We start from the raw sequence: 25,642 nt of genomic DNA on the forward strand, positions 1-25,642 counted from the left end.
CAAAATCGACCGACGCCATAGCCAAAAACCGACCGGCCCCAACCCAAACAAAAACCCCGCCGAAAAATCGACGGGGTTTGTCAGCGGTCTGAGGCGCCGGAACGAATCCGGCGCCTTTTCGGGGAGGCGAAGATGCGGACCGCGTCCGCGATCCGCGATGCTCAGAAGCGGTACGTCACGCCGGCAGCGACGAGCCAGGGATTGAGGTCAGCCTTGCCGTTGAGCAGAGCGCCACCCGTGCCGACGGTGAAATCCGGCGCGAGCCACAGCTTCTTGACGTCGATATTGAAGCCCCAATGGCGGTCGATCATGTAGTCGAAGCCGGCCTGGAGCGCCCATCCCCAACTGTTCTTCACGTCGAGGGATTGCACGTCATAGGTCTTGGTGTTGAAGAAAACCGTGTAGTTTACGCCCGCGCCGACATAGGGCTTGAACGGGCCGAAATCGGTGAAGTGATATTGCAGCGTCAGGATGGGCGGCAGCAACCACACTTTGCCGACCGAAAGCCCGCCGAGCGTCCCGGCCCCGTTGATCGTGTGCGGCGTGACGCCGAGGATCAGTTCCGCCGCGATGTTCTTGGTGAAGAAATAGGTGATGTCGAGTTCGGGGACGACCGAGTCCGTATAGGAGAGACTGGAGCCCGGCACCCCGCTCACCGAGCCGCCACCGGTCGGCAGGACGCCGAGCGCCCGCAGGCGGATCATCCACGGGCTCGGCTCGGCAACGACCGGCGTGTAAGGCGCCTTGGTCACCGGCGCCAAGTCCGCCGCCATCGCGCCGAAGGCGCATCCCAGAACCACCATGCCGGCGGCGGCTTGCGCGATCGCCCGGCCCCAGAGCCCCTTTGCCATGCCCCAAATCCTCGTTGGATATCGTGAGGCTTCAAGGCTTGGGCGCGCAGCACCGTCGGCGATTTGACCTGAGTCAAAGTTTTCCCTCCACGTGCAGACTTGCGCGCGCTGTGTCTTCGCGGCGACACCGTTTTGGTTGAAACGGCCGAACCCTCGCCGTTTGCGCCGGGATGGCACGGTTCGGACGAAGGCGGCGTCCCCCGCGCCCTGGATCCGGCCAAGCGACGATGATAAGCGGGCGCACGCCGCCCCAGCAGCGGGTTGGAAAAGGCTGACGAGGGAATGATTGACGTTGCGATCATCGGCCCGACCGGCGGCACGCATGTCGCCAGCAGCCTCGCCCGCGGCGCCCGGGATGCCGGCTTGCACTGCGCGACGATCGAGACAGATGCGGCGTTCGGCACCGGTCCGCTGCAGCGACTGGCTTGGCATCTGTTCGACAAATACCCCTTGCGGCTCCGACCTTTCCTTGCGGGCGTGAAGGATCGAATCGCAACGGACCGGCCGAAGGTCCTCCTCGTGCTGGGCGGCGCGCCGATGACGGGTGCGGACCTGCGCGCCATCGGGGCGGGCGGCGTTCGCTGCGCGCATTTTTCCACCGACGACCCGTTCAATCCCCGGAACGGATCCCGCCGTCTCAGGGCCTCGCTGCCGGTTTATGACGTGGTCTTCACGCCGCGCCGCTCCACCATCGAGGATCTCGCGCAGCTCGGATGCGCCGACGTGAGGTACATGCCGTTCGCGTTCGATCCCGCCCTATTCCATCCCCCGCATGAACCGGGCCCACTTGGGCCGGACGTGCTGTTCGTCGGCGGTGGTGACGCGGACCGCGCTGCCTTCTTCACCGACTTTCTGCGTCATGGCCCGCCCCCGGCCTTGGTCGGCGGCTTGTGGGACAGATACCCTGCCCTGCGTCCCTATTGGCTGGGGACGAAGGCGCCGCAGGACCTCCAGCGACTGACGGCGCAGGCGGCGGTGAATATTTGCCTCGTCCGCCGCGCCAATCGCGACGGCCACGTCATGAGATCGTTCGAGATTCCGGCGATCGGCGGCTTCATGCTGGCGGAAGATACCCAGGAGCACCGCGACCTGTTCGGACCGGACGGGGCGTGCCTGCGCTACTTCTCGGGTCCCGAAGAAGCCGGGCGGTTGGCGCATTGGGCGCTCGCCCATCCGCAGGAGCGCGTCAGGATGGCCCGCGCGCTTCATGACAGGATAACGCGAGGCGGTCATACCTATGGCGATCGGATCAAGACGATCCTCGCAGCGTTAGCCTAATTCGGAGGTCGCGGAGACGGAATTTCCCGGCGAATTCGGAGGCGGATGGCCCGGCGCGGCGAATCCTCTTGCCGAATCCGGGCCGGGTGCGGGATACCGCCAGCACTTAAAGTGATCGCAACATCGGTCGCGCGCTGGCGGCGCGGCGGGACGGCGCGCTGGATGAAGTGACGCCCACGGCGGGCGATTCGAGGCGGTTTGCATGCAGGTGATCTTTCGGCACATGTGCCGCACGGGCTTTCTGATCGCGGGGCTGATCCTCATCGCCGCCGCGGGCACCGCGCCTGCAGCGGCGCGGTCGGAGAAAGTCGAGCGCCTTCGGATCGGGGCGGAGGAGCGGACCTATCTCCTCAGCCTGCCGGATGCGACGGGCCCGGAGAAGCCCCGCCCCACCATCATCGCCCTGCACGCGGCTGGACAGACCTCCGACGGCCTGCGCGACTATCTCGGGCTTGAGCCCGCCGCCGACCGGGAAGGTTATGTCACGGTCTATCCGCAGGGCATCAACCGCGTCTGGAACGATGGCCGGCCCGCCGCGATGCGCCTCAAGGCCCTGCTGACCCCGGGCGACGACGTGCCGTTCCTGGTGGCCCTGACCCAGCGCCTCGTGGAACAGGGGATCGCCGACCCCGCGCGGATCTACCTGACGGGCATTTCCAACGGCGGCTTCATGGTCGAGCGCATGGCATGCGAGTTTTCTGGCCTCTACGCCGCCTATGCCGTCGCGATGGCCACCGCCCCGGCCAATTACCGGGAAGAGTGCCGCCCCGACCGGCCGGTGCCCATCATGTTCGTGCACGGCACCGCCGACGGAGTGATCGCCTGGGACGGGTTCTGGACCCCGCTCGGCGCGACCCTGTCGGCCCCGGACTCCGCCGCTTTGTTCGCACGCCTCGACGGGTGCGCGGAGACCACGCTGACGCCGCTTCCGGATATCGAGCCGCTGGACGGCACCACTGTCTCCGTCCGGCGCTGGTCCGACTGCACCGGTGGCGTCGAGGTGGTGCTCTACCGAATCGAGCGGGGCGGCCATCAGTCCCCCGCGCGCACCGAGACCAAGCCGGGCCTCGCCACCCCGCTGCTCGGCCTGCGCAACCGGGACATCGACATGGGCGAGGAGGCCCTGGCCTTCTTCGCCCGCTACCCCGCCCCCCTTGGCCTGGCGCCCGCCGGCGCCCGGGTGCCCCTTCCCACGCGCTCGCCGCTGAAGGACGGGGCGCAGCGCCGGGCCGAGCGTCCCCTATCGATCCAGCCTCAGCGCGGGATCAGCACCCAATAATCGAGATCGAGGATCACGCTCGGATCATAATCCTCGCCCGACTTCGCAGGGAGGTCGGCGCAGGGCCGATCCTTGGTGGCGAGGGTGCGCACCCGAAGCGCGCCGACATCGTCCCGCCCGGGAATCTCGGCGGCATCGAGGATTTCGCTCCAGGCGAAGACGGTGAGGCCGGCGAACAACGGCGCCACGTGGCGCCCGCCATTGATCGCAGCGATGTGGAAGGCGTTGGCCAGGCCGTTGAACGACAAAGCGCGGGCGATCGAGATGACATGCCCGCCATAGATCAGCCGCCGGCCGAAGCGGCCCTGTCCTTCGGTGAACTGATTGAAATGCACCTTCGCCGTGTTCTGGTAGAGCCGCGTCGCGATCATGTGCTCCGCCTCCTCCACCGTCATGCCGTCGACATGGTCGATGGTCTCGCCGACCTCGTAATCGGCGAACCGGTAGAGGCTGCCCGACAGGTCGTCGCGCCATTCCGAGACGTCGAGCGGCGGGACCGCGTCACCCAGCGCGTCCGGTGCCAAAGCGGAGGGCAAGGTGGGCACAAAAGTCTCCGGCGTCGGCGCCTTCGGGTCGCGCTTGCGGACCATCACCCAGCGGACATAGTCGAGCACCTCGACGCCGTCCTGGTTGAACCCGGTGGAGCGGACATAGACCACCCCGCTCTGGCCGTTGGAATTCTCCCGCAGACCGATGACCTCCGAAATCGCGTGGAGCGTATCGCCGGGATAGACCGGGGCGAGGAAACGTCCCCCGGCATAGCCGAGATTGGCGACCGCATTCAGCGAGATATCCGGCACGGTCTTGCCGAAGACGGTGTGGAAGACGAGCAGATCGTCCACCGGGGCGCGGGGATAGCCGATGGCCTGGGCGAAGCTGTCGGCCGACTGCACAGCGCAGCGGGTGCCATAGAGTGCGCTGTAGAGGCTCGCATCGCCCACCGTCAGGGTGCGCGGCGTCGCATGCCGGATCACTTGGCCGAGAAAGAAATCCTCGAAGAAGTTGCCTGAACTGGTCTTCGTCATGTGCCGCCCCTTATCGCCGCCCGACTATGTTGCAGGGGCGCCCGCGGCGGCGCAACCGTCACCGTTGCGCCGCCGCAGGGACGGCCGGATCGCAGCGGCTTTTCAACCACACGGGTTGACGCATCCCGCTGTCTTCGCCCTGATGCACGGCCTTCGATCGGCTTTCCGCAGGGGGTGGTGTGCGGATCGGAGCGGTAGCGGGGGGATTCGCGTGTCGGCATCGGCGAGCCAGAAACTTTCGTTCCGGGCCATGTGCTTCGTGGCGGTCCTGTTTCCGTTCTACGTGCTGGCGGCCTCGCTGACCAATTCGGCTGCGGTGCTCTCGGACCTTCTGGCGACCAGCTTCGATCTCACCTCCCTCACCGCCTGCTGGCTCGTCCTGCGCATCGCCCACCGGGCAAAGGGCGAAAAGTTCGCCTATGGGCTCGGCAAGCTGGAAAATCTGGCCGAACTGCTGATCGCCGTGCTGCAGGTCGTTCTCGTCATCATCGCGACGGCGCGGGCGGTGGCCGGCCTGCTGCATCCCGAGCCGGTGAGCGGAGCGGGCCTCGGCCTCGCGGTGACGGCGGTGGCGGTCGCCGGAAATCTGTATCTGCACCGCAGGGCGCGCCAGCTGGCGCTTCAGTCGCGCTCCCCCGTCCTTGCCGCGCAGGCGCGCGTGCACTTCATCTCGGCTCTGTCGTCGGGGGCGGTATTCGCCGTTACGGTGGTGACATCGAATGCCGATGCCGGGTGGGTCGTCTATCTCGACCCGGCCGCGTCCTTCCTGGTGATCGCGCTGATGATCTACAACGTCTTCCAGATGATGACGAACTCGCTCGGCTCGCTGCTCGATCAGGCGATCGGCGAAGCGGGCCAGCTGCAGATCCTGAAAGCGCTGACGCTCAGCTTCGACGAGTTCGAGGAACTGGGCGACATCCGCACCCGCCAGCATGGCGGACGCATGATCGTCGAACTGCATCTCGGCTTCGACCCGCACTGGACCGTCGCGCGCGCCCGGCAGGCCGTCGCGACCCTGACCGCGGCCGTAAAGGAGACATTCGCGGAAACCGGCGACGACGTCGACGTGTCCGTGGTTCTCCTGCCGCCGACGGCGCGGACCTTTGCGGCCGCGCTCGCCGAAACCGCTCAGTGGTCGGAGAGGATCACGTCGTCCGACCAGTCGCCCGACACTTCTTTGACCACGGCCTGACCGCAGATCACGCGGCCTTTGACGGGATCGAAAGTGAGCGTCGGCGCGCCATAGAGCTGCCAGCCTTTGTTGAGCGCCGCACTGACGCGCTTGCAGAAGGCAGCATCGTCCGGGCCGGTGAGATAGCGGTAGAGCTTCATTCGACCTTCCATCCTCAGCCGCGCGCGGCGATCGCGTCGGCCAGCGCGACCGTGCGCTGGGCCATGTCGGCATGCATGCGCTCGACCATGCGGCCGTCGAGCTGGATCACACCCTTGCTGGCATTTTCCGGCAGGTCGAAGGCCGCGATGATGCTCCGCGCTTTCGCCACTTCGGTCTCGGGCGGGCTGAACGCGACGTTGCAGGGCTCGATCTGGCTCGGATGGATCAGGGTCTTGCCGTCCATGCCCATTTCGACGCCCTGGGCGCACTCGGCCTTGAAGCCCTCCATATCCAGGAACTGATTCCACACTCCGTCCAGCACGTCGATGCCGAAAGCGTGGCCTGCGGCCACGACCTGCATCAGCCAGGGATACATCGGCGCGCGGCCGGGAATCAGGGCGGCGCGGGTCTCCTTCGCGAGGTCGTTGGTGCCGAGCACGAACACCGCGAGGCGGGTCAACGGATCGGTCGCGGCCTGCGCCACCGCCCTGATGTCGAGAATCGCGATCGGCGTCTCGATCATCGCCCAGACCCGCGTGGACGCCGGGACGCCCAGCGCGTCGAGCCGCCGGCCGACGACGATGAGCTGTTCCGGATCCTGCACCTTGGGAAGCAGAATGGCGTCCGGCGCAGCCGCGGCGGCCGCGGCGACGTCGTCGGATCCCCAAAGCGTGTCCAGGCCGTTGACCCGGATCACCACTTCGCGCGGCCCGAAGCCGCCGGCCTTGACGGTCTCGAGGATCCGCGCCCGCGCCTCGACCTTGGCATCGGGGGCGACCGCGTCTTCGAGATCGAGAATGACGGCGTCGGCCGGAAGCGTGCGCGCCTTCTCCAGCGCCCGGGCGTTCGAGCCCGGCATATAGAGAACGCTGCGGCGCGGACGAATGCTCATGAACGCCTCTCCAACCCTGTGTGCGATGCAAAGCTAGAGCACGCCCCGACCGGATTGCAACGCAATCCCGCCGGATATCGCATTCCTTGATCTGACCTCCCGTCACCGGGTGTGCGCGGGGGCGCGGCGGTCAAGCGCGGCGGCGGAATTCGTAGATGCCGCAGCCATAGCGGCAGCCGAAGCTGCGTGCCGCGGCGGCAGGGTCGAACGGCACGTCTTCGTGGAAGTCGCCGGCATCGTCGACATAGGAGACCTGATCCAGGGCGAAGCGGTCGGCCAGGATTTCGGGGATGGTCGAGGCGGCGAACACGCGGTGCGCGTTGAACTCCACCCGCTGCGGCCCGATCGGGACGCTGAGATGCAGCCGGCCGCCCGGCGCGACCAGACCGGCCACGTTGCGGATGCCACGCAGATGGCCATCGACATCGAGCGGGTCGCCATAGCGGCCGAGGCCGAAATGCTCGACGGCATGCAGGCAGGACACCGAATCCGCCTGCCCGATGCCGGCCGCCGCCGCCGGATCCTGCAGATCGGCCGTGAGGAACACGATGTTGCGCGCCGTGGTCGAGAGCGGGCGGATGTCGACCACCTCGATCGCGCGGAACGCCGCCACATGGGCGACGAAGCCGTCGATCCGCGAGCCGACATCGACATGACGGGCCGGCGCCAGCGCGAAGATGCGCCGGGCGACATGCAGATCCTGATGGAAATAATGCCCGGCGGCGTCACCCGCCGTTTCGAGATGCTCGCCGAGCACGGGGAACAGGCGGGTCACCGGGAAATCGTAGGGCTCGGCGCTCTGCGCCGCCGCGAAGGCCCGGCGCTGTGCGAGATAGCGCGGCATCCAGCGTGCCGACCGCGCCGCCTTGGCGGCATCGAACCCGAACAGGGCGAGGCCGTCCCGGATCTTGCGCGTGAGGCGGCCCATGCACGGCCCCGAGCCGGGCGGGGATCTCCCCGCCGGCCACGTCAGAGGGAATGGATCCTCACGCCGCTTTGCGGCGCGAGGTGATCAGCTTGCGGTTCACCAGCACTTCGGCGATCTGCACCGCGTTCAGCGCCGCGCCCTTGCGCAGATTGTCGGAGACGCACCAGAAGGCGATCCCGTTGTCGACGGTCGGGTCGTCGCGCAGGCGCGAGACATAAGTGGCGTCCTCGCCCGCCGCCTCGTGCGGCGTCGCATAGCCGCCGGTCTCGCGGGTGTCGATCACCAGAATGCCGGGCGCGCTGTGCAGGATCTTGCGGGCCTCGTCGGCCGAGAGCGGGGTCTCGAACTCGACATTCACGGATTCGGAATGGGAGACGAACACCGGCACCCGGACGCAGGTGGCGGTGAGCTTGATCTTGGGATCGAGGATCTTCTTGGTCTCGACCACCATCTTCCATTCTTCCTTCGTGTACCCGTCCTCCATGAACACGTCGATCTGGGGGATCAGGTTGAAGGCGATCCGCTTGGGAAACTTCTTCGATTCCACCGGATCGGAGACGAACACCGCACGGGTCTGCGCGAAGAGTTCGTCCATCGCGTCCTTGCCGGCGCCGGAGACCGACTGATAGGTCGACACCACCACCCGCTTAATCCGCGCCGCATCGTGCAGCGGCTTCAGGGCCACGACGAGCTGGGCGGTCGAGCAATTGGGATTGGCGATGATGTTCTTCTTGCGGAAGCCGACGATGGCGTCCGCATTCACCTCGGGCACGATGAGCGGCACGTCGGGATCGGTGCGCCACTGCGAGGAATTGTCGATCACGACGCATCCCGCCGCGCCGATCTTCGGCGAATATTCCTTCGACACGGCGCCGCCGGCCGACATCAGGCAGATATCGGTATCGGAAAAGTCGTAGGTGGCGAGGTCCTTCACCTTCAAGGTTTTGTCGCCATAGGAGACCTCGACGCCCATCGAGCGCCGCGACGCGAGCGCGACCACCTCGTCGGCGGGAAAGCCCCGCTCGTCGAGGATCGAAAGGATCTCCCGGCCCACATTTCCCGTGGCCCCGGCGACGGCAACCTTGTAACCCATGACGGACCTTCAGACTTGGACCGGCCGACCGGCCGGAAACCCGTGCTTTTAGGCCGATGCGCGCCGCCGCGCAATGCGGCGGATGCAGGCCGCCTGCGCGCGGAGCGCGGGGCGAGACATCATCGGCGGTCGCGCGCGGAACCGGCGCCGTCGCCGGGCCGTTGCGTCTTCGAAAACCCTCCGGGTCCGGCTCGCTTCACGATGCCGCGGGAGGACCGAATCCGCGTGCGTTCAAGATGTTATGCGGCAATTTACGGTTTGGAGGGAAACATCGTGTTTCCATCCGGGCGGTTGACGCACTAGACTGCGTTTCGTGACGTAACAGGAATCGAGACGGTTCCCTTCGGAGGCTTCCATGCGTGTCGCGCCGCTCCTCACCCTCGCTGCCGCATTGAGTTTCGCGGTCGTCGGCGCGGCCGAGGCCCAAACCTCGAGCAGCAACAGCCAGAAGAAGCGCACCATCATCGTCATCACCAAGCGCTCGCCGCTGGATGCCGGGACGGTGGTGAAGCCGGGCTCCAAATCCTATCTCGACTATGCCCTGCCGGCGAACTACTTCTTCCCGAATTACGGCGCGATGGACAACGGCTTCGTCCCCGGCCGCTATCCCCTGCCGGACCGGTTCTATCTGCCGGGCTATTGATCGCCGCGCCGCCGCGATCCCGCGCGGCGGCCATCGGTCCCCGCCGGAGGCGCGTGCACGACTGATGCGCTCGACAAACCGCCCGCGGCGTTTCATATAGCCGCTCTCCTTCCCGGCGGTGCGCCGCGAGACCCGAGAGGGCCGGCCTCATGTTCAGCGTCATTCCGGGCTTTCGCCTGTCGCTCGGCATCACGCTCACCTATCTCGGCCTGATCGTCCTCCTGCCCATCGCCGCCTTGATCCTGCAGGCCGCGGATGTCGGCTTCTGGCGCTATATCGCGATCATCACCTCGCCCCGCACCCTCGCTTCGTTTCAGATCACGATCGGCGCCGCCGCGGCGGCGACGGTGTTCAATGCGGTCTATGGGCTGGCGCTCGCCTGGGTTCTGGTGCGCTACGATTTTCCCGGGCGCCGCCTCCTCGATACGCTCGTCGACGTGCCGTTCGCCTTGCCGACCGCGGTGGCGGGCCTCGCCTTGACCGCCTTGTTCGCGAAGAATGGCTGGTTCGGTGCGCCGCTGGCGGAATACGGCATTCAAATCGCGTATGCCCCGGCCGGCATCGTCTGCGCCATGGCCTTCACCAGCATTCCGTTCGTCGTGCGCACCGTTCAGCCGGTTCTCGAAGACCTCGACGCGGATGTCGAGGAGGCCGCCACCACGCTCGGCGCATCGCAATTCCGTGTCGTGTGGACGGTGATCCTGCCGGCCATCTTCCCGGCCTTTCTGGCCGGAGCCTCGCTCGCCTTTGCCCGCTCGCTCGGTGAATTCGGCGCGGTGGTGTTCATCGCGGGCAACCAGCCCTTCCGCACCGAGATCGTCGCGCTGCTGACCTATATCCGGCTCGAGGAATACGACTATCCCGCCGCCGCAGCGATCGCGGCGACCATGCTCGGCCTCGCCTTCGTGATGCTGCTGGTGGTGAACCTCATCCAGGCGTGGCACCAGCGCCGCGCGATCCGGGAGGAGTGAGGATGAGCCCCACCGCACGCCGCCGCCGCGTCGGCGACGGACCCCGCACCCGGTTCGTCCTCATCACGCTCGTGCTCGTGGTGACGGCTTTCGCCGTGATCGCACCGCTCGCTGTGATCTTTTCGGAAGCGATGGGGCGTGGCGTCCTCGCTTATGCCGAGAGTCTGGTGCGGCCGGACACGCTGCACGCCATCGGCCTGACCCTGTTCACGGCGCTGATCTGCGTGCCGGTCAATGTCGGCTTCGGCATCGCTGCCGCCTGGTGCGTGACCAAGTTCAGCTTTCCCGGGCGGGGCCTGCTCTTGGCCTTGATCGAACTGCCCTTCTCGATCTCGCCGATCGTCGCCGGCGTCGCCTATCTGTTCGTCTATGGCGCGCAGGGCCTGCTCGGGCCCTGGCTCGAGGCGGCGGACATCAAGATCATGTTCGCCATTCCCGGCATCGTGCTCGCGAGCCTGTTCGTCACCGCGCCCTTCGTCGCGCGGGAGATCATCCCGCTCATGATGGCGCAGGGGCGCGACGAGGAGGAAGCGGCGGTGACGCTTGGTGCCTCCGGCTGGCGCATCCTGCGGACCGTGACGCTGCCGAACGTGCGCTTCGCGCTGATCTACGGGGCGGCGCTGTGCAATGCGCGGGTGATGGGCGAGTTCGGCGCGGTGTCGGTCGTGTCGGGCAATATTCGCGGCCAGACCTCGACTATGCCGCTGCAGATCGAGCTGCTTTATCAGGACAGCCAGGTCGCCGCCGCCTTCGCCGCGGCCACAGTCCTCGCGGGCGTGGCGCTGCTCACGCTGGTCGTCAAGCTCATCATCGAACGGCTGGATTCGGCGCGGGAGACGGCACAGGGCGCGGAATCGGCACTCAACGTTCCCACCCCCTGACGCCTGAGGACGACCAATGGCGGAGGGGCCCTATCCGCCCCTCGGCCGATCAGGTCCGCCGCACCGGAGCGGGCAGAGCCGGGCCGCGGGGCGCCGGCTGCGGCGCGACGGTGCGGGCGCGGCGGGCTTCGCGCCGATAGCGGCCCTGCCGCAACCAGGCGGCGGCGCCGCCGAGAACGACGCCGAGGATTAGAGCGGCGAAGATCACCCCGAACAGAGGCAGGCTCACCGCGAGCGCCGTGGTGTCGGGATTGAAGGGGTCGAAGGAAAGGGTCACGGGGCGGCGGTTCGCCACCGCGAGCGCGACGACGAGAATGGCGAGGGGAATGCCGATGATCAGGGACAGAATGCGCAACACGGTCTTCCTCACACGGCGCCGTTGAGACGCTCGCGCATCTCCTTACCGGTCTTGAAATAGGGAACGGCTTTCTCGCTCACATCCACCTGCTTGCCGGTGCGGGGGTTGCGGCCGGTGCGCGCGTCCCGCTTCTTGACAGAAAACGCGCCGAAGCCGCGGAGTTCCACCCGGTCGCCGCGGGCGAGCGCCGAGACGACCTGCTCCAGGATCGCGTTCACGATGTTTTCGACGTCGCGCTGATACAGATGCGGGTTCGCGTCGGCGATCTTCTGGACCAGTTCAGACTTGATCATGATCGTCACTTCCCCGCGCGTCGCCCATCGCGACCATCTGTGGCGACCGAACAGTCGGCGACGGAACAGAGCGATCGTCCACGACCTCGTGGGTCGTGCCCGCGCACATTTCGACCGCCTTGCTAGGACCCGGCGCGAGGGTGCCAGAGGGCCAATAGGCCGTCAAGTTGAGCCCTTTCCCAAGCGCCCTCGGCGAACTGCGACACGACGCGCCCCAGCACCCCGAAGCCGACCGCCTCGAACAGCGAACCGACGCGCCCCGTGAGCCAGCCGAACTCGTCGCCAACGCCCGGCGTGCGCCAGGTGCGGGTGCGCAGGCCGGTGGGCACGCCCTTCTCGCGCGCCAGCCACGCCCGCGCGGTCCGCTCGTCGCCGAGTTCGTCCACCAGAAGCAGCCCGAGCGCCTGATGGCCGGTGAAGACCCGGCCGTCCGTGGCCTGTGCCAGCATGCCATCCGAGAGCTTCCGCCGCTCGCTCACCAGCCCCTTGAACCAGGCATAGCTGTCCATCACCAGGCTGGCGATGGCGGCCCGCGCCTCCGGCGTCGGCGGCTCGTAGGGATTGGGCGCGGCCTTGAGCGGGCTGGACTTGATATCCTCGACCGTGACGCCGACGGATTTCAGCATCTCGCTGAAATTGGGGAATTGAAAGATCACGCCGACCGAGCCGACAATGGCGTTGCGGCGGGCGACGATGTGGTCCGCGCCCATGGCGGCGATATAGGCGCCGGACGCCGCCATGCCCTCGACGACCGCGACGACCGGCTTCTTCTCGGCGAGGCGGCGCAGCGCGTCATAGAGCTGCTCCGAGCCGGTCACCGTGCCGCCCGGGCTGTCGATGGACAGGATGACGGCGGAAGCGTTCGACCGGCCGACGCGCTCCAGCATCTCCACGCGGTCGCGATCGTTGCGGATCAGGCCGCCGATCACCACCCGCGCGACATGGGGAGAGCCTTCGGCGAAGCCCCGTCCGACGGTTGCATAAGTGGCGACGCCGATGGCGGCGACGACGGCGAGCACACCGAGCACCCGCCAGAAGGTGAGTTTCCGGCGCAATTTGCGCCGGTCGACAATCTGGTCAGCGTCCAGCGACATCAGAACTCTCCTCCGCCCCCGGCGGAGCGGCACTTAAGCGGGGGCCGCCCCCCTTGGCAAGCGCCCCCTTTGGCCGCCAGGACGCCGCAGCCTATTTGCGCTGAAAGCCGTAGGATTGGGTCTCATTATAGATCCAGTTCAGACGCGCCACCGTGCCGGCCGCGCCGACCTCGAACTGGGCGAAGCCGGTCGGGGTATCGCCGGACATGCGGACGATCGGCGCGAAGCGGCCTTCGGCGATCAGCCTGACGGTGAAAGCGGGGCCGTCGAACGGCGTCAGGCGCAGCCTGGCGCCGGTGCGCGCGACGGTGACGACGAGGCTCTCCCCGTCCACCGCCACATCGGCCTCACCCAATATCGGACTGGCATAGCCGCCGGCGAAGGCGGCGAGCGGCGGCGGCGGCGCGGCATCGGGGCGCCGCTGATAGGTCTTCGCCTCGTCTTCGTAGCCGGCTTTCGCCCGCACCGCCGCCGGTGCGAAATGATCGACCGTCGGATTGCCCAGGACGGCATCGTAGATCCCCATCGCCAAAGCGTCGGGAAAGCCCTGGTTGTCCTGGTTGGAAAGCACGATCACACCGAGCCCCCGGTCCGGCAGGAAGCCGATATGGGCGCCGAATCCGACCGTGCCGCCATTGTGCCAGACGATCCGCCCGTTCGGCGTCGAACTGATCACCCAGCCCATCGCATAGGCGGTCGTCGCATTGATGCCGATGCGCGGCGTGCGGGTGATGGCGAGTTGCGCCGCCGGCACGATGCGTCGGCCCTCGAACATCCCGTCGCCGATCTGGAGCCGCAGCCAGCGGGCGGCGTCCTCGACGGTCGAATTCATGTTGCCGGCCGGGCCGAGAAGATAGGGAAAGGACGGATCGAACGGCACCTCGACCGAGCCGGACGGCGTGTAGCGCGACCCGATGGCGTGGTTCGGCGCGCTGGCGATCGCCTCTGCGGTGAAGCTGGTGTCCGCCATGCCGAGCGGCGCGACGATGTCCTTGCGGACCACCGCGGTCCAGTCCGGCTCGCCGCGCAGCCGGGCGACGATGCGACCGGCCACGAGATGGGTGATGTTGGTGTAGGTGAAGGTCGAGCGGAAGCTCGAAGCCGGGGTCACGCCGCGCAGCGATCCGATCAGCGCGTCGGCGTCATAGCCGAGGGCGGTGAGCCCGTCATTGGCGTAAGGCGGCAGGCCGGAGCGCTGGGCGATGATGTCGAACATGCGCATTTCGCGCGTGACCCATGGGTCCTGAAGGCGGAAGTCCGGCGCGAGCGTCTCGATCCGCTGATCCCAGGTGAATTTCCCCATCTCGGCGGTGATCGCCATAGTGGTCGCGAGGAAGGCCTTGGTGGTGGATCCGATTTGGAACACGGTGGCGGGATCCGGCGGTTCGCTGCCGTCCTTGACCCGGGCGCCGAAACCTTTGGCATAGACCAGCCGGTCATCCGCGACGATGCCGACGGCCACGCCCGGTACGTCGAACATCTTCATCCCCCGCGCCACCTCCTGTTCCAGCTTCGGCACCAGGCCCAAAACCTTGGCGGCGAGGTCGGCATCGGCGGCGGGCGCCTGCGCCGACGCGCCGGACGCGAGCACGAGAGCCAGCGGCGTAACGAGGGATTTCACGAGAGCACGCAGCATGTTGCCTTCCTGGCCTGCTTCCGGAGCCGAACCCGTAGCTTGGACCGGGCGGCGTGACCGGTCGATGAACGCGCGAACCGGCCAGGCGCGAAGGCGGGTCCGGCCCGCGGCCGTGCCCTCTGGAGGCAGGCATGCCGTCGAGACGGCGGCGCCGTCTGGATGGCCCCTCCGCCGCGACCTCCGTTAGGGCGCGGCGGAGGGGCTGGGTCTCGCGGCCTCAGACCGGCTTCGCAGCCTTCTTGACGACAGCCTTTTTGACGACAGCCTTCTTCGCGGGCGCTTCGGCCGTGGCCTTCTTGATGCCCGCGGTCTTGGTATCGGCCTTCGCGGCGGCCTTCTCGGCGACGGGCTTCTCGGCGACGGGCTTCTTGGCGGCGGGCTTCTTGGCGGCGGCTTTCGGAACCGCCACGGCGGGAGGCGCGATGGCGGCCGTCGGCGTGACGGCCTGTGCCGGCGCCGCCTTCTTGGCGGCGGGCTTTGCGGGAGCCTTGGCGGCCGCGGGCGCCACATCTACCAAAGCCGCAGCGGGTGCCTTGGCCGCACCTTTCGCGGCGGCCTTGGCGGCGGGCTTTGCCGGCGCCGGTTCAGCCGCCGCGGGCTTGGGTGCCGCAGGCTTTGAAGCCGCGGACTTGGACGCCGCGGACTTGGAAGCCGTGGTCTTGGAAGCTGCGGCCTTTGAAGCCGTGGGCTTGGCAATTGCGGATTTGGGCGCGGCGGATTCGGCGGCGGCAGGCTTCGGCTCACCGGACTTGGATGCCGAAGCCTTCGGCGCAACCTGCTTGGCCGGCGCGGGCTTGGGAGCGGCCGCGACGGCCACGCTCGTCTGGTCGGATGCCGTCTTCGCGGCAGGGGCTTCGGAGGCCGGGGCCTTGGCGCGAACCTCTTCGGCCTCCTGCGGGAGCGCGGGCTTGGCGGGCGCCTTTGTGGAGGACTTGACGGAAGACTTGACGGGCGGTTTGGCGGCCGGTGTGGCGTCAGCCTTTGCGGAAGCCGCTGCGGCCGGCGCGACCGATGCCGCGGCATTTTTCGGCTTCGCCGTGGCCGGCGCCTTGGAGGCAGACTTCGACGCGGGCTTTGTGGCGGGCGCGGCACGTCCCACAGCGGCTTTGTCGGCAACTTTGGCGGGAGTTTTGACGGACACCTTGGGGGCGACCTGGGTGAGGGCCGAGGCCGCGAGCGCACGGATCTCGTCGGGGGTCACGCTCGCCGGATTGCGCAGGGCCTTCGCGGCAATCTTGCTCACCTCGGCGCCCGTCACTTCGCTCTTCGCCATCAAAGCCTCCGAAATCCTGCCCCGCACGCCCGAATCACCCGGCCCGGCTGGCGGTGCAGGCATGGCCGGGAAAATTTTCCAAATGGTTAAGGAAAGGTTTGACCGCGGAGGCGCCACGGCGCCGTCATCCTCCCGTCCCGACTTCCGCATAGGGTGGATCCACCATCGATTCGGGCGCCGCGGCGCCCCTCTCATGCCGGGATCCGCCATGCCTGCCGCCACACCATTCCCCCTGTCGGTCCTGTTCGCCTGCCGCGACAATGGCGGGCTGAGCCTGCTGGCGGAGGCGATCGCCAATGCGCGGGCGCAGGGCCTGCGGGCCTTCAGCGCCGGCGTGGCGCCGGGAGCGGTCGACCTTGCGGCGGTGGAATGCCTGCACGCGGCGCGTGTCCCGGCGGACGGGCTGTCCGCGAAGCCGCTCGATCTGTTCAGCCTCACCGGCGCGCCGCGGATCCATCTCGTCGTCTCGCTGGTCCCCTGCGCGGACCGCGCGGCGCGGAGCTTCGCCGCGCGAACCGGCGGGGTGAGCCATCAGAGCTGGAACTTCGAGGACGTTTCGGCGATCGACGACATCCATGCCCGCCGCCTCGCCTATCGCCGGCTCCAGCCGGACCTCTCGGCGGCGATCGGCGATCTCACCCGCCGGCGCGCCGCCTGATCAGGCGACCTGCCCGCCGAGTTCGTCCTCGACATGGATGCGGATGATCTCGTCGAAGCTGGCCTCCGCCTTGAAGCCGAGCGACAGGGCCCGCGCCGCATCGAAACGGCGCGGCCATCCGGCGACGATCTGTGCGATCACCGGGTCCGGCGCCCGGCGGATCCGCGCCACCGCCGCATCCCCCGCCACCCGCCGCAAGGCCTCGATCTGCTCACCCACCGTCACCGCCAGACCCGGCATGGTGAGGCTGCGCCGGGCCCCGAGCGGCGCGGTGTCGAAGGTGGCCGCGTGCAGCAAGAATCCGACCGCCGCGCGGGGGGAGGCATGCCAGTGCATGACGTCCTCCGACACCGGCAGCACCGCCTCCTGGCCGGCCAGCGGCTCGCGGATGATGCCGGAGAAGAAACCCGACGCGGCCTTGTTGGGCTTGCCCGGGCGCACGCAGATGGTCGGCAGGCGGATGCCGACACCGTCGAGAAAGCCGCGGCGCGAATAGTCCGCCAGCAACAATTCCCCCACTGCCTTCTGGGTGCCGTAGGAGGTCAGCGGCGTGAGGAAGAAATCGTCGCCGATCGCCTCCGGAAACGGTGCGCCGAACACCGCGATCGAGGAGGTGAAGACGAGGCGTGGGACATAGCCCTCGATCAGCCGCACCGCATCCAGCAGGAAGCGGGTGCCGTCGAAATTGATGCGGTAGCCCTTGTCGAAGTCCGCCTCGGCCTCGCCGGAAACGATCGCCGCAAGATGGAAGATCACGTCCGGCCGGTCGGCCACGAGGGCGCCCGCCTCGCCGGGAACCGATATGTCCGAGACCCGCGTCGTGACCGGGAACGGCGCGTCGATCCGAGCCGGCGCCACAACGTCGTGCGCGGTGAGCGCGGTGATGGTCTTGCCGCCGAGCCGGCCGTCGGCGGCGAGCCGCGCGATGAGCTTGCGGCCGACCATGCCGGCCGCACCGATGACGAGGACGTGCATATCGATGTCTCCCTGGAGCCGATCGGGCGGGGCGGATCAGAGCGCCCAGCCGCCGTCGATGATGTGGATCTGCCCGGTGGTGAAGGCGCTCTCGTCGCTGGCGAGATAGAGCGCGAGCGCCGCGATCTCCTCCGCCGTGCCGAGCCGGCCCATGGGCTGGCGGCCGACGAAATCCGCCCGCACCTCGTCCAGCGAGCGCCCGGTCTGCGCCGCGACCGCGGCGATCCGCTCTTCGAGCGAGGGCGATTGCACCGTGCCGGGGCAGATGGCATTTGCGCGGATGCCCTTGGTGATGAAGTCCGCCGCCACTGATTTGGTGAGGCCGATGATCGCCGCCTTGGTGGCGCCATAGGCATAGCGGTTCGGCACGCCGCGCACCGAGGAGGCGGCCGAAGCGATGTTGACGATCGAGCCGCCGCCGCGCTCCAGCATCAGCGGCACGAAGGCCTGCATCGTGCGGTGCATCGACTTCACGTTGAGGTCGAAGGAAAAATCCCAGTCCTTTTCGCTGCAGGCGAGCAGCGAACCCTGGTGGACATAGCCGGCGCAATTCGCCAGCACGTCGACGGCGCCGATCTCCCGCGCCAGGGCGTCGACCGCCGCGGTGCTGAGCACGTCGAGCCGGCGCACCTCGCCGGCAAAACCGTCCAGCTTGCCGATATCGAGATCGGTCGCAACGACCCGCCCGCCTTCGCGCGCGAAGGCGTCGGCGATCGCCCGCCCGATCCCCTGCCCGGCCGCCGTCACGAGGCAGGCCTTTCCCTCCAAGCGTCCACCCATGGCGTCTTCCCTCAGCTTTTCTGTGTTTGATCGGCGTCCCGTCTGAACGTTTCCAGCCGGCGCTTCTGGCGGCCTTCCGCGTCGAAATTGTCGGGCGAAAGCCAGCCCTCGAAGGCCGCCTTGGCGCGCGGCCATTCGCTGTCCAGCAGCGCGAACCAGGCGGTGTCGCGGCTGCGGCCCTTGACGATCATGTGCTGGCGGAACACGCCCTCGAAGCTGAAGCCGAACCGCAGCGCCGCGGCGCGCGACGCGGCGTTGAGCGCGTTGCACTTCCATTCGTAGCGGCGATAGCCGAGATCCTCGAAGGCGTGGCGTGCCATCAGATACATCGCCTCGGTGGCGGCGGCGGTGCGGGCCAGCGCCGGCGTGAAGAGGATGTTGCCCACCTCGATCACGCGATGGCCCGGCTCGATCCGCATATAGGTCGCATGCCCCACCGCCCGGCCGGTCGCCCGCGCGACGAGGGCGTAGAGCACCGGATCGGTCTTTGCCGCCATCTCGGCATAATGAGCGCGGAAGGCCGCCCCGTCCGGGAACGGACCGGCCGAAAGATAGGCGAAGAGCGCCTCCCGCTCCGGCCCGTGCGCGGCGGCATAGAGGTCGTCCGCGTGCCGGTCGACATCGAACGGCATTACGGCGACATGCCGACCCTCGAAAGACTGGCGGGCCGGGCGGCGCGCAGGCCCGCCCTCCATCTTGTCCCCGAGCGGGAGCGTTGGTGTCTCGTCATGCATGGGTGTTCCCGGACGTCGACCCGCCAGATCGGAAACGCTGCGGTTTCGCGGCGCGGTCTCTCTCCGCCTTTATGATGGGACGTCGTCCCGGGCCGGCGTGCGGCCGGCCCGGAGCCGTGTCAGTGATTGTCGCGCGGTGCGCCCATGGTCTGGGCGACGCGCTGGTACTTTACCGCCGGTTTCAGCACCATGCCCGCGTCGAACTGTTCCACCATGCCGCGCTGGATCTCCTGCCACGGCGTCTGGCTCCGCGGGATCGGGAAGCCGCCATGGGCGGCGAGGTCGGCGCGGCGCTGGGCGAGCTCGGCGTCGGAGATCAGGATGTCCGCCGTGCCCTGCTCGAGATCGACCCGCACCCGGTCGCCGGTCTTCAGCAGAGCGAGCCCCCCGCCGGCCGCCGCCTCGGGCGAAGCATTGAGGATGGAGGGCGAGCCCGACGTGCCCGACTGCCGGCCGTCGCCGATGCAGGGCAGGGCATGCACCCCCTGTTTCAGGAGCGCCGCCGGCGGCTGCATGTTCACCACTTCGGCGCCGCCGGGATAGCCGATCGGCCCGGTGCCGCGGATGAACAGCAAAGTGTGCGCGTCGATGCCGAGGGCGGGATCGTCGATCCGGTGGTGGTAATCCTCCGGCCCTTCGAACACCACGGCGCGACCCTCGAAGGCATTGGGATCGTCGGGATTGGACAGGAAGCGGGCGCGGAATTCCGGCGAGATCACGCTGGTCTTCATCACCGCATTGTCGAACAAATTGCCGCGCAGCACGATGAAGCCGGCATCCTCCTTGAGCGGCGTGTCATAGGCGCGGATCACCTCGCGATCCCAGGAGAAGCGGCCCGCGCAATTCTCCCCCATGGTCCGCCCGTTCACCGTGAGCGCCGCCTCGTGGATCTTGCCCTTGGCGATCAGCTCGGCGACCACGGCCGGGATTCCGCCGGCGCGGTGGAATTCCTCGCCGAGATAGTCGCCGGCCGGCTGAAGATTGACCAGAAGCGGGATCTTGTGCCCCACCGTCTGCCAGTCGTCCACGGTCAGCGGCACGCCGACATGGCGGGCGATGGCGTTGAGATGGATCGGCGCATTGGTCGAGCCGCCGATCGCGGAATTGACCCGGATCGCATTCTCGAACGCGGCGCGCGTCAGGATGTCGGAGGGCTTCAGGTCCTCCCACACCATGTCGACGATGCGCCGGCCGGTCTCGTAGGCCATCTGGCCGCGCTCGCGATAGGGCGCCGGGATCGCCGCGCAGCCGGGCAGCGACATGCCGAGCGCCTCGGCGAGGCCGTTCATGGTCGAGGCCGTGCCCATCGTGTTGCAATGGCCGACCGAGGGGGCGGAGGAGGCGACGAGGTCCATGAAGGTGTCGTAATCGATCTCGCCCGAGGCATGCTGCTCGCGCGCCTTCCAGACGACGGTGCCGGACCCGGTGCGCTCGCCCTTCCACCAGCCGTTCAGCATCGGCCCGCCCGAGAGGACGATGGCGGGGATGTTCACGGTCGCCGCCGCCATGATGCAGGCCGGCGTGGTCTTGTCGCAGCCGGTGGTGAGCACCACGCCGTCGAGCGGGTAGCCGTAGAGGATCTCGACCAGACCGAGATACGCGAGGTTGCGGTCGAGCGCGGCGGTCGGCCGCTTGCCGGTTTCCTGGATCGGGTGGACCGGGAATTCGAACGCGATTCCGCCCGCCGCCGTGATGCCCTCCCGCACCCGCTTGGCGAGATCGAGATGATGGCGGTTGCAGGGCGAGAGATCCGAGCCGGTCTGGGCGATGCCGATGATCGGCTTGCCGGATTGCAGCTCGGCGCGGGTGAGGCCGAAATTGAGGTAGCGCTCGAGATAGAGCGCGGTCATGCCGGGATTTTCGGGATTGTCGAACCAGAGCTGGGACCTCAGCCGCACGGCGCCGTCTCCGGGTTGATGTCCGGCTTTTTTGTCGTGTCCCGCCATGGGTCTCTCCCGTGCCCGCGGGGTGCGGGCATCTAATCGATTTGATCGGGAGTTATGCGCCGGAGGCAGGGCGAAATCAATGCCGGCGACCTCAGCTCCGCCGCCGGCGGGTCAGACCTCCGACCATTGGCGCAGCAGATTGTGGTAGACACCGGTGAGCTGAACCGCCGAGGCATGGCCGGGATGGTCGTGGTTGAGGCGCATGATCGCCATGTCCATGTCGAACAGCAAACCGCGGCGGAGCGGGTCGCGGATCAGGCTCTGGGTCCAGAAGAAGGACGAGATCCGCGCGCCGCGCGTCACCGGCGTGACATGGTGCAGCGAGGTCGCGGGATAGATGATGGCATCGCCCGCCGGCAGCTTGACGGCGTGTTCGCCATACGTGTCCTCGGCCACCAGTTCGCCGCCATCATAATCCTCCGGATCGGAGAGGAAGAGCGTGGTCGAGACGTCGGTGCGCAGGCTCTCGCCGGTGGCGCGGATCCGCCGGATCGCATTGTCGACATGCGAGCCGAACGTCATGCCCTCGTCATAGCGGTTGAACATCGGCGGCAGGATGCGGTGGGGCAGAACCGCGGACATGAAAAGCGGGGTCCGGTAGAGCGCCGCGACGATCATCTGGCCGCATTCCAGCCCCTCCGGATCGTCTTCCGGGATCTGGAGGTTGCGCTTTACCGCGCTGGTCTGGGGACCGGCGGTGACCCGTCCGTCCACCCAGGCGACGCGCTCGAACATCTGGCGGCAGCGCAGCACCTGATCGCGGGTGAGGACGTTGGGGATGTGGATCATCATGGCACGAGGCCCTCCGGAACGCCGAAACCCGCGCCGCCGGAGACCGGACGGCGCGGGGGATCGGACTGCGCAGGTCAGAAGGTTGCGCGAGCGGTGAGCGCCGCCGAGCGGCCGGCGGCGGGGACTGCGTGGCCGCCATAATACTGGGCGTAATAGAGCTCGTCGGTGATGTTGTAGACGTTGAGCTGGACCTGGAAGTTCTTCGTCACCTGGTAGCTCGCCATGGCGTCGAAGCTCCAATAGGAGGGGACGTAAGCGGTGTTGTTGGTGTTGACGAACGCCTTGTCGTTATAGGTCGCGCCGCCGGCGACGGTGATCTGGGGCGTGATGTCGTAGCTGGTCCAGAACGAGAAGGAGTTCTGCGGCGCGTTCGGCAGCTGGTTGCCGACGGTGGCGAGGTTCGCCAAAGTCGGCGCCGGCCCGACGCTGAGAATCTCGGTCTGCATATAGGTGTAGCTGAGGGTGACGTCCCACTGCTCGGTGATCGCGCCGGCCGCGCCGAGCGAGACGCCGCGCACCCGCTGCTCGCCGCCGAGCACCTGGGGCGGCAATCCGGCCAGAGGATCGGTCGGCACGCGTGTATTGGTCTTGATGGTCTGGAACACCGCGCCGGTCAGAACCACCTGGCCGTTCAGCACCTCGGCCTTCACGCCGGCTTCCAGGGTCTCGTTGCTCTCCGGCGCCAGCGTCACCGTATCGTTCGACAGGACGCCGAACTCCGAGGACGGGTTCGAGGAGGTGCCGTAGGTGAGGTAGAGATTGACCGTCTGGAGCGGCGAATAGACGACGCCGAACCGGTAATTGAACAGGTCCTCGTCATTCTGCAGCGTCGTGATCGCGCCGTTCGCGGCAATCGCCGAATAGGTGGTGTTGGCGATGTCCCAGCGGAACGACCCCATCACCTGCCACTGGTCACCGATCTGGATCTGGTCGCCGGCATAGAAGGCGATGTCGGTCATGTCGGTGCTGTTGGAGGTCGGCACGAAGCTGCTATAGCCGCCGAGGCCGAGGCTGGCCGAGGTGTTGTTCGGCGCCCAGAGGCTGACGCGGCAGGATGCATTCGTCGGGCTGCACAAGTTCACGCGGCTCTGATTGCGGGTTTCCTTGGTCAGCTCCATGCCCGCATTCATCGTGTGCTGGAAGATTCCGGTCTGGAACTTCGCCACCATGTCGGTGATGTTGCTGAGCTGGGTATTGTCCGTGATGGTGTTGAACCGCTGCTGCCCGATCGTCATCAGCGGGACAGGATAGAGGGTCAGCGCGGATGCGGACGTATTGTTGGTCGCCGTGCCGAGGCTGCGCGGCGCGGTGACGATGACGTTCCGATCGACCGCCGTATAGCGCGTGCCGTTGCTGAGCGTGACGAAGTCGTTCAACTCGTGCTCGATCGTGAAGGTCGCCATATTGGTTTCGGTCGTGAGGTCGTCCGCGAACGGACCGTTCGTCACGCCGTACCAATTACTCCGCGGCACAGGCACCGGGCCGACCGCCTGGCCATTGCCGTAATAGCCGCCGGTCGACTGGCCGAAATTGCGCGCCGAGGTGCTGAGCGAGGGCTGCGGCAGATAGGGAATGCCGTAATCGGGGACGCCGCTTTCATACTGATAATAATAGGACGCGGTCGCGGTGGTGCGATCGTTCAGCTTGACGGTGACCGAGGGCGCGATGCCCCAGCGCTCCGCATTGACATTGTCGCGCGCGGCCGTGTCGACATTCTGCCCCATCAAATTGATGCGGCCATAGACATTGTCGTTCAGCTTGCCATTGGCATCGAGCGTGGTGCGCCAGCCGGTCTGTGAATAGCCGGTCACATCGACCTCGGCGAAGGTCGCATCCTTGGGCAGCTTCGACACCATGTTGATGACGCCGCCGGTGGAGCCGCGGCCGAAGGCGAAGGAGGACGGGCCCATGAAGACCTCGACCGCCTCGATATTGAACATGTCGCGCGTGTACCAGCCGGTGTCGCGGATGCCGTCGCGGAAAATGTCGCCGCGCGCCGAAAATCCCCGGATGATCGGGCTGTCGCCCTGGTTCCCGCCTTCGCCGGCGCTGAAGGTGATGCCGGAAACGTTGCGCAGCGCCTGCTCGAGCGTGGTGTCGTTCTGCTGCTGCAGGACCTTCTCGGTCACCACATTGACTTGCTGGGGCATGTCGAAGATCGGCACCGGCAGGCGCGCGACCCCGGTCGTCGTGGCGAGGAAGCCGCCCGAATTGTCCTGAACCTGCACCGTGGGAAGCTCGAGTTCGGTCGCAGGGGCCGCCTGTTGGGCGAAAGCCGGCGCGCCGACCATGGCGGAGGCGAGGCCGACACCGAACTGAACCGGCCGTTTCAGACCAGACCGCACGGCCTCACCATGCTTGGAGGAACGGATGCCCACAGAGTATCCAGCCGGCCGCATGCCCCAACTCCCTCAAATCATCCACAAAGAAAACAAGCTTATATTGTCTTGCTGACACAATCGCTTCTAGGCGCAATGCATTCGCTTCATCAAGGCGGCCCGCAAAGATAACAATTAGACTTGATCTAAGAAGAACGCCGCCATTTCTTCATTGTATAAATTAAAAACTGAGAAGTCCGGAAAGGTGCGGGCTGCGGGAGGCGGAAACCGTTGCCGCTGCTGAATTCATGCGGGGGACGCGCCGCGTCGGGACGGCCCAGCAGACGCGGCGCGGAGGGTGTGGCATACTGGCAACGCCACAGCAAAAAGCGTGGCAGTCGCTGCAACATCGCACGGAGCCCTCATGACCGATCCCACACCGATCCCGTTGCCGGATTCGCCGCGCCGCCGGCCGAGCGCCGACCGGGCGCGGCGCCGGGCACTTGGACCGGCGCTGGTCGCGCACTTTGCGAAGAGCCTCGACAAGGTCGAGACGGCGCTCGCAGAGACCGACGACACACGGATGGTTCACGACGCGCGCAAGGCGATCAAGGAATATCGCGCTTTGCTTCGGCTGCTCGACGGCGCGGGGCCACGCGCCGCGCGGCGGGCGGCGGCGGAGGCGGCGCGCCAATTGTCGGCAGCCCGCGACCGGCAGGCCTGCCGGGACGCGCTGGCCGATCTTTCGGGCGCCGGCGATCTCGATTCGGATCTGGCGACGGCGGTCGTGACCGATCTCGGAGAGGATGCGCCCGCGCAATCCGACCGCCCGCACCATGCCGCGATCCTGCGCGACTGGCTGACCGGTGCCCGCGCCCGCCATGCCGAAGGGCTCGACGCGGCCGCGCGCGCCGCGGATGTGATGGCCGGATTGCAGAAGGGCTATGCCAAAGCGCGCAAGGCCGACGATTTCAGCACGGCGGAGCGCGTCCACGATTTGCGCAAGCGGGTGATCACCCACCGCTATCAGATGTCCTTCGTGTCCGCGCTCACCGGGGGGCCGGGCAAGCGCCGCGCCGGGCGCGCCCAGGCCCTGCGGGACATTCTCGGGGCATATCAGGATATCGAGACTTTGCGCGCCGGCCTGCCCGGCATGGCCGCGGACGGCGACCGGGGCGACGCCGTGCGGCGTGCGGCGGCGGCCCGGCAGGAGACGCTCGCCACGCTCGCGCGGCGCAAACATGCCCGGCTGTTCCACCGCAAGCCGAAGGCCTTCGCCGCCCGCCTCGCCCGGAAACTGGCCAAGGCGCCGCTGCGGCGGCCCGACGCAGCGGCGGGGTGAGGGCGGCCGCCGCCCTGGGGTGCAGGATTGCGGCAGGCCGGCCCCGCGCGCGCGGGGCCGTATCATGGCGCGGCTCGGGGCGGCCCGGAGGCGGTTTGGGATGTGGTTTTGTGATTTTGACGCGAGAAAGCCCCGGGCGTTTTTGCGCACCGGGGCTTTCGGGTTGGCTCGTGATTATGGGCATTGTTTTGCGTTTTATTCCGTCATGTCCTTTGCAGGCCTGGCAGCGACCTACTCTCCCGCGTCTTGAGACGAAGTACCATTGGCGC

At 67.6% G+C, this 25,642-nt stretch carries 25 protein-coding genes; 8 read left to right on the plus strand and 17 right to left on the minus strand.

The genetic code is table 11. The features are described from left to right. Window positions 1-161: 161 nt before the first annotated feature. Complete coding sequence (locus tag EDC64_RS22535; protein WP_132035990.1) at window positions 162-851, minus strand: OmpW/AlkL family protein; 690 nt, start codon at window positions 849-851, stop codon at window positions 162-164. Between the two features lie 282 nt (window positions 852-1,133). Between EDC64_RS22535 and EDC64_RS22540 the strand changes: the two genes are divergently transcribed. After that, window positions 1,134-2,129 (plus strand): CgeB family protein, encoded by a 996-nt coding sequence (locus EDC64_RS22540; RefSeq protein ID WP_132035992.1) that lies wholly within the window; start codon window positions 1,134-1,136, stop codon window positions 2,127-2,129. 202 nt (window positions 2,130-2,331) lie between these two features. Continuing rightward, window positions 2,332-3,408, plus strand: a complete 1,077-nt coding sequence (locus tag EDC64_RS22545) for a CE1 family esterase (RefSeq protein WP_132035994.1) — start codon at window positions 2,332-2,334, stop codon at window positions 3,406-3,408. Here the strand turns inward: EDC64_RS22545 and EDC64_RS22550 are convergent. After that, on the minus strand, window positions 3,384-4,433 hold the full coding sequence (locus tag EDC64_RS22550) for a MaoC family dehydratase (RefSeq protein WP_132035996.1): 1,050 nt from the start codon (window positions 4,431-4,433) through the stop codon (window positions 3,384-3,386). The two genes, EDC64_RS22545 and EDC64_RS22550, sit on opposite strands and share 25 nt — an antisense overlap. Window positions 4,434-4,644: 211 nt before the next feature. Here EDC64_RS22550 and EDC64_RS22555 point away from each other — a divergent pair, with 211 nt between their 5' ends. Beyond that, entirely contained in the window at window positions 4,645-5,625 is a 981-nt protein-coding gene (locus EDC64_RS22555) for a cation diffusion facilitator family transporter (protein WP_165933865.1), read from the plus strand. On the opposite strand, the gene EDC64_RS22560 is transcribed toward EDC64_RS22555, so the two are convergent. The 4 genes from EDC64_RS22560 to EDC64_RS22575 all read right to left on the minus strand — a co-directional run bounded on the left by EDC64_RS22560 (window position 5,562) and on the right by EDC64_RS22575 (window position 8,679). Then, window positions 5,562-5,765 carry a DUF1737 domain-containing protein gene (locus EDC64_RS22560; RefSeq protein ID WP_132036000.1) on the minus strand — a complete coding sequence of 68 codons (204 nt, stop codon included), beginning with the start codon at window positions 5,763-5,765 and terminating at the stop codon, window positions 5,562-5,564. The two genes, EDC64_RS22555 and EDC64_RS22560, sit on opposite strands and share 64 nt — an antisense overlap. Window positions 5,766-5,779: 14 nt before the next feature. After that, on the minus strand, window positions 5,780-6,658 hold the full coding sequence (locus EDC64_RS22565; RefSeq protein ID WP_132036002.1) for an HpcH/HpaI aldolase/citrate lyase family protein: 879 nt from the start codon (window positions 6,656-6,658) through the stop codon (window positions 5,780-5,782). Window positions 6,659-6,788: 130 nt separating this feature from the next. Beyond that, window positions 6,789-7,586 (minus strand): DUF268 domain-containing protein, encoded by a 798-nt coding sequence (locus EDC64_RS22570; RefSeq protein WP_132036004.1) that lies wholly within the window; start codon window positions 7,584-7,586, stop codon window positions 6,789-6,791. Window positions 7,587-7,644: 58 nt separating this feature from the next. Beyond that, the gene (locus EDC64_RS22575) at window positions 7,645-8,679 is read right to left on the minus strand and encodes an aspartate-semialdehyde dehydrogenase (RefSeq protein ID WP_132036006.1); all 1,035 of its coding nucleotides are present in this window, start codon (window positions 8,677-8,679) and stop codon (window positions 7,645-7,647) included. A 355-nt stretch (window positions 8,680-9,034) separates the two neighbouring features. Between EDC64_RS22575 and EDC64_RS22580 the strand changes: the two genes are divergently transcribed. From EDC64_RS22580 to cysW, 3 genes are all read left to right on the plus strand, one after another. Continuing rightward, window positions 9,035-9,322: a hypothetical protein gene (locus tag EDC64_RS22580; RefSeq protein WP_132036008.1), complete on the plus strand. Its 288-nt coding sequence runs from the start codon at window positions 9,035-9,037 to the stop codon at window positions 9,320-9,322. A gap of 149 nt (window positions 9,323-9,471) precedes the next feature. Next, a complete protein-coding gene (gene cysT / locus EDC64_RS22585; RefSeq protein ID WP_132036010.1) occupies window positions 9,472-10,293 on the plus strand; it encodes a sulfate ABC transporter permease subunit CysT in 822 nt (273 codons plus the stop codon). Window positions 10,294-10,295: 2 nt separating this feature from the next. Continuing rightward, window positions 10,296-11,174 carry a sulfate ABC transporter permease subunit CysW gene (cysW, locus tag EDC64_RS22590; protein WP_132036012.1) on the plus strand — a complete coding sequence of 293 codons (879 nt, stop codon included), beginning with the start codon at window positions 10,296-10,298 and terminating at the stop codon, window positions 11,172-11,174. Window positions 11,175-11,223: 49 nt separating this feature from the next. Here cysW and EDC64_RS22595 read toward each other — a convergent pair whose 3' ends face one another. From EDC64_RS22595 to EDC64_RS22615, 5 genes are all read right to left on the minus strand, one after another. Continuing rightward, window positions 11,224-11,532 (minus strand): lipopolysaccharide assembly protein LapA domain-containing protein, encoded by a 309-nt coding sequence (locus EDC64_RS22595; protein ID WP_132036014.1) that lies wholly within the window; start codon window positions 11,530-11,532, stop codon window positions 11,224-11,226. An 8-nt stretch (window positions 11,533-11,540) separates the two neighbouring features. Then, window positions 11,541-11,825: an integration host factor subunit beta gene (gene ihfB / locus EDC64_RS22600; RefSeq protein WP_132036038.1), complete on the minus strand. Its 285-nt coding sequence runs from the start codon at window positions 11,823-11,825 to the stop codon at window positions 11,541-11,543. 122 nt (window positions 11,826-11,947) lie between these two features. Continuing rightward, a complete protein-coding gene (sppA, locus tag EDC64_RS22605; RefSeq protein ID WP_132036016.1) occupies window positions 11,948-12,919 on the minus strand; it encodes a signal peptide peptidase SppA in 972 nt (323 codons plus the stop codon). 91 nt (window positions 12,920-13,010) lie between these two features. Beyond that, the gene (locus EDC64_RS22610; protein ID WP_132036018.1) at window positions 13,011-14,555 is read right to left on the minus strand and encodes a serine hydrolase domain-containing protein; all 1,545 of its coding nucleotides are present in this window, start codon (window positions 14,553-14,555) and stop codon (window positions 13,011-13,013) included. Between the two features lie 217 nt (window positions 14,556-14,772). Further along, window positions 14,773-15,828: a hypothetical protein gene (locus EDC64_RS22615; protein ID WP_132036020.1), complete on the minus strand. Its 1,056-nt coding sequence runs from the start codon at window positions 15,826-15,828 to the stop codon at window positions 14,773-14,775. Between the two features lie 208 nt (window positions 15,829-16,036). On the opposite strand from EDC64_RS22615, the gene EDC64_RS22620 reads away from it, so the two are divergent. Next, entirely contained in the window at window positions 16,037-16,486 is a 450-nt protein-coding gene (locus EDC64_RS22620; RefSeq protein WP_132036022.1) for a low molecular weight phosphatase family protein, read from the plus strand. Here the strand turns inward: EDC64_RS22620 and denD are convergent, their stop codons facing one another. The 6 genes from denD to EDC64_RS22650 form a co-directional block, all read right to left on the minus strand. Next, complete coding sequence (gene denD, locus EDC64_RS22625; protein ID WP_132036024.1) at window positions 16,487-17,461, minus strand: D-erythronate dehydrogenase; 975 nt, start codon at window positions 17,459-17,461, stop codon at window positions 16,487-16,489. Window positions 17,462-17,497: 36 nt separating this feature from the next. Further along, window positions 17,498-18,241 (minus strand): SDR family oxidoreductase, encoded by a 744-nt coding sequence (locus tag EDC64_RS22630; RefSeq protein ID WP_132036026.1) that lies wholly within the window; start codon window positions 18,239-18,241, stop codon window positions 17,498-17,500. 11 nt (window positions 18,242-18,252) lie between these two features. After that, window positions 18,253-18,975 (minus strand): GNAT family N-acetyltransferase, encoded by a 723-nt coding sequence (locus EDC64_RS22635; protein ID WP_132036028.1) that lies wholly within the window; start codon window positions 18,973-18,975, stop codon window positions 18,253-18,255. 119 nt (window positions 18,976-19,094) lie between these two features. Then, a complete protein-coding gene (locus EDC64_RS22640; protein WP_132036030.1) occupies window positions 19,095-20,921 on the minus strand; it encodes an IlvD/Edd family dehydratase in 1,827 nt (608 codons plus the stop codon). 111 nt (window positions 20,922-21,032) lie between these two features. Continuing rightward, window positions 21,033-21,713: a Fe2+-dependent dioxygenase gene (locus tag EDC64_RS22645; protein WP_132036032.1), complete on the minus strand. Its 681-nt coding sequence runs from the start codon at window positions 21,711-21,713 to the stop codon at window positions 21,033-21,035. Between the two features lie 74 nt (window positions 21,714-21,787). After that, a complete protein-coding gene (locus EDC64_RS22650; protein WP_165933866.1) occupies window positions 21,788-24,058 on the minus strand; it encodes a TonB-dependent receptor in 2,271 nt (756 codons plus the stop codon). A 397-nt stretch (window positions 24,059-24,455) separates the two neighbouring features. On the opposite strand from EDC64_RS22650, the gene EDC64_RS22655 reads away from it, so the two are divergent. Then, window positions 24,456-25,373 (plus strand): CHAD domain-containing protein, encoded by a 918-nt coding sequence (locus tag EDC64_RS22655; RefSeq protein WP_132036036.1) that lies wholly within the window; start codon window positions 24,456-24,458, stop codon window positions 25,371-25,373. The last annotated feature ends 269 nt before the right edge of the window (window positions 25,374-25,642 follow it).

Source organism: Aquabacter spiritensis, assembly GCF_004346185.1.
GTDB classification, from domain to species: domain Bacteria; phylum Pseudomonadota; class Alphaproteobacteria; order Rhizobiales; family Xanthobacteraceae; genus Aquabacter; species Aquabacter spiritensis.

Excerpts from the sequence above, each read along its gene's own strand:
- denD (WP_132036024.1), bottom strand. The coding sequence starts at position 17,461 with ATGCACGTCCTCGTCATCGGTGCGGCCGGCATGGTCGGCCGCAAGCTC.
- EDC64_RS22545 (WP_132035994.1), top strand. The coding sequence starts at position 2,332 with ATGCAGGTGATCTTTCGGCACATGTGCCGCACGGGCTTTCTGATCGCG.
- EDC64_RS22535 (WP_132035990.1), bottom strand. The coding sequence starts at position 851 with ATGGCAAAGGGGCTCTGGGGCCGGGCGATCGCGCAAGCCGCCGCCGGC.
- EDC64_RS22565 (WP_132036002.1), bottom strand. The coding sequence starts at position 6,658 with ATGAGCATTCGTCCGCGCCGCAGCGTTCTCTATATGCCGGGCTCGAAC.
- EDC64_RS22630 (WP_132036026.1), bottom strand. The coding sequence starts at position 18,241 with ATGGGTGGACGCTTGGAGGGAAAGGCCTGCCTCGTGACGGCGGCCGGG.
- EDC64_RS22640 (WP_132036030.1), bottom strand. The coding sequence starts at position 20,921 with ATGGCGGGACACGACAAAAAAGCCGGACATCAACCCGGAGACGGCGCC.
- cysW (WP_132036012.1), top strand. The coding sequence starts at position 10,296 with ATGAGCCCCACCGCACGCCGCCGCCGCGTCGGCGACGGACCCCGCACC.
- sppA (WP_132036016.1), bottom strand. The coding sequence starts at position 12,919 with ATGTCGCTGGACGCTGACCAGATTGTCGACCGGCGCAAATTGCGCCGG.
- EDC64_RS22575 (WP_132036006.1), bottom strand. The coding sequence starts at position 8,679 with ATGGGTTACAAGGTTGCCGTCGCCGGGGCCACGGGAAATGTGGGCCGG.
- EDC64_RS22620 (WP_132036022.1), top strand. The coding sequence starts at position 16,037 with ATGCCTGCCGCCACACCATTCCCCCTGTCGGTCCTGTTCGCCTGCCGC.
- EDC64_RS22655 (WP_132036036.1), top strand. The coding sequence starts at position 24,456 with ATGACCGATCCCACACCGATCCCGTTGCCGGATTCGCCGCGCCGCCGG.
- EDC64_RS22540 (WP_132035992.1), top strand. The coding sequence starts at position 1,134 with ATGATTGACGTTGCGATCATCGGCCCGACCGGCGGCACGCATGTCGCC.
- EDC64_RS22550 (WP_132035996.1), bottom strand. The coding sequence starts at position 4,433 with ATGACGAAGACCAGTTCAGGCAACTTCTTCGAGGATTTCTTTCTCGGC.
- cysT (WP_132036010.1), top strand. The coding sequence starts at position 9,472 with ATGTTCAGCGTCATTCCGGGCTTTCGCCTGTCGCTCGGCATCACGCTC.
- EDC64_RS22615 (WP_132036020.1), bottom strand. The coding sequence starts at position 15,828 with ATGGCGAAGAGCGAAGTGACGGGCGCCGAGGTGAGCAAGATTGCCGCG.
- EDC64_RS22610 (WP_132036018.1), bottom strand. The coding sequence starts at position 14,555 with ATGCTGCGTGCTCTCGTGAAATCCCTCGTTACGCCGCTGGCTCTCGTG.
- EDC64_RS22635 (WP_132036028.1), bottom strand. The coding sequence starts at position 18,975 with ATGCATGACGAGACACCAACGCTCCCGCTCGGGGACAAGATGGAGGGC.
- EDC64_RS22570 (WP_132036004.1), bottom strand. The coding sequence starts at position 7,586 with ATGGGCCGCCTCACGCGCAAGATCCGGGACGGCCTCGCCCTGTTCGGG.
- EDC64_RS22645 (WP_132036032.1), bottom strand. The coding sequence starts at position 21,713 with ATGATGATCCACATCCCCAACGTCCTCACCCGCGATCAGGTGCTGCGC.
- ihfB (WP_132036038.1), bottom strand. The coding sequence starts at position 11,825 with ATGATCAAGTCTGAACTGGTCCAGAAGATCGCCGACGCGAACCCGCAT.
- EDC64_RS22580 (WP_132036008.1), top strand. The coding sequence starts at position 9,035 with ATGCGTGTCGCGCCGCTCCTCACCCTCGCTGCCGCATTGAGTTTCGCG.
- EDC64_RS22560 (WP_132036000.1), bottom strand. The coding sequence starts at position 5,765 with ATGAAGCTCTACCGCTATCTCACCGGCCCGGACGATGCTGCCTTCTGC.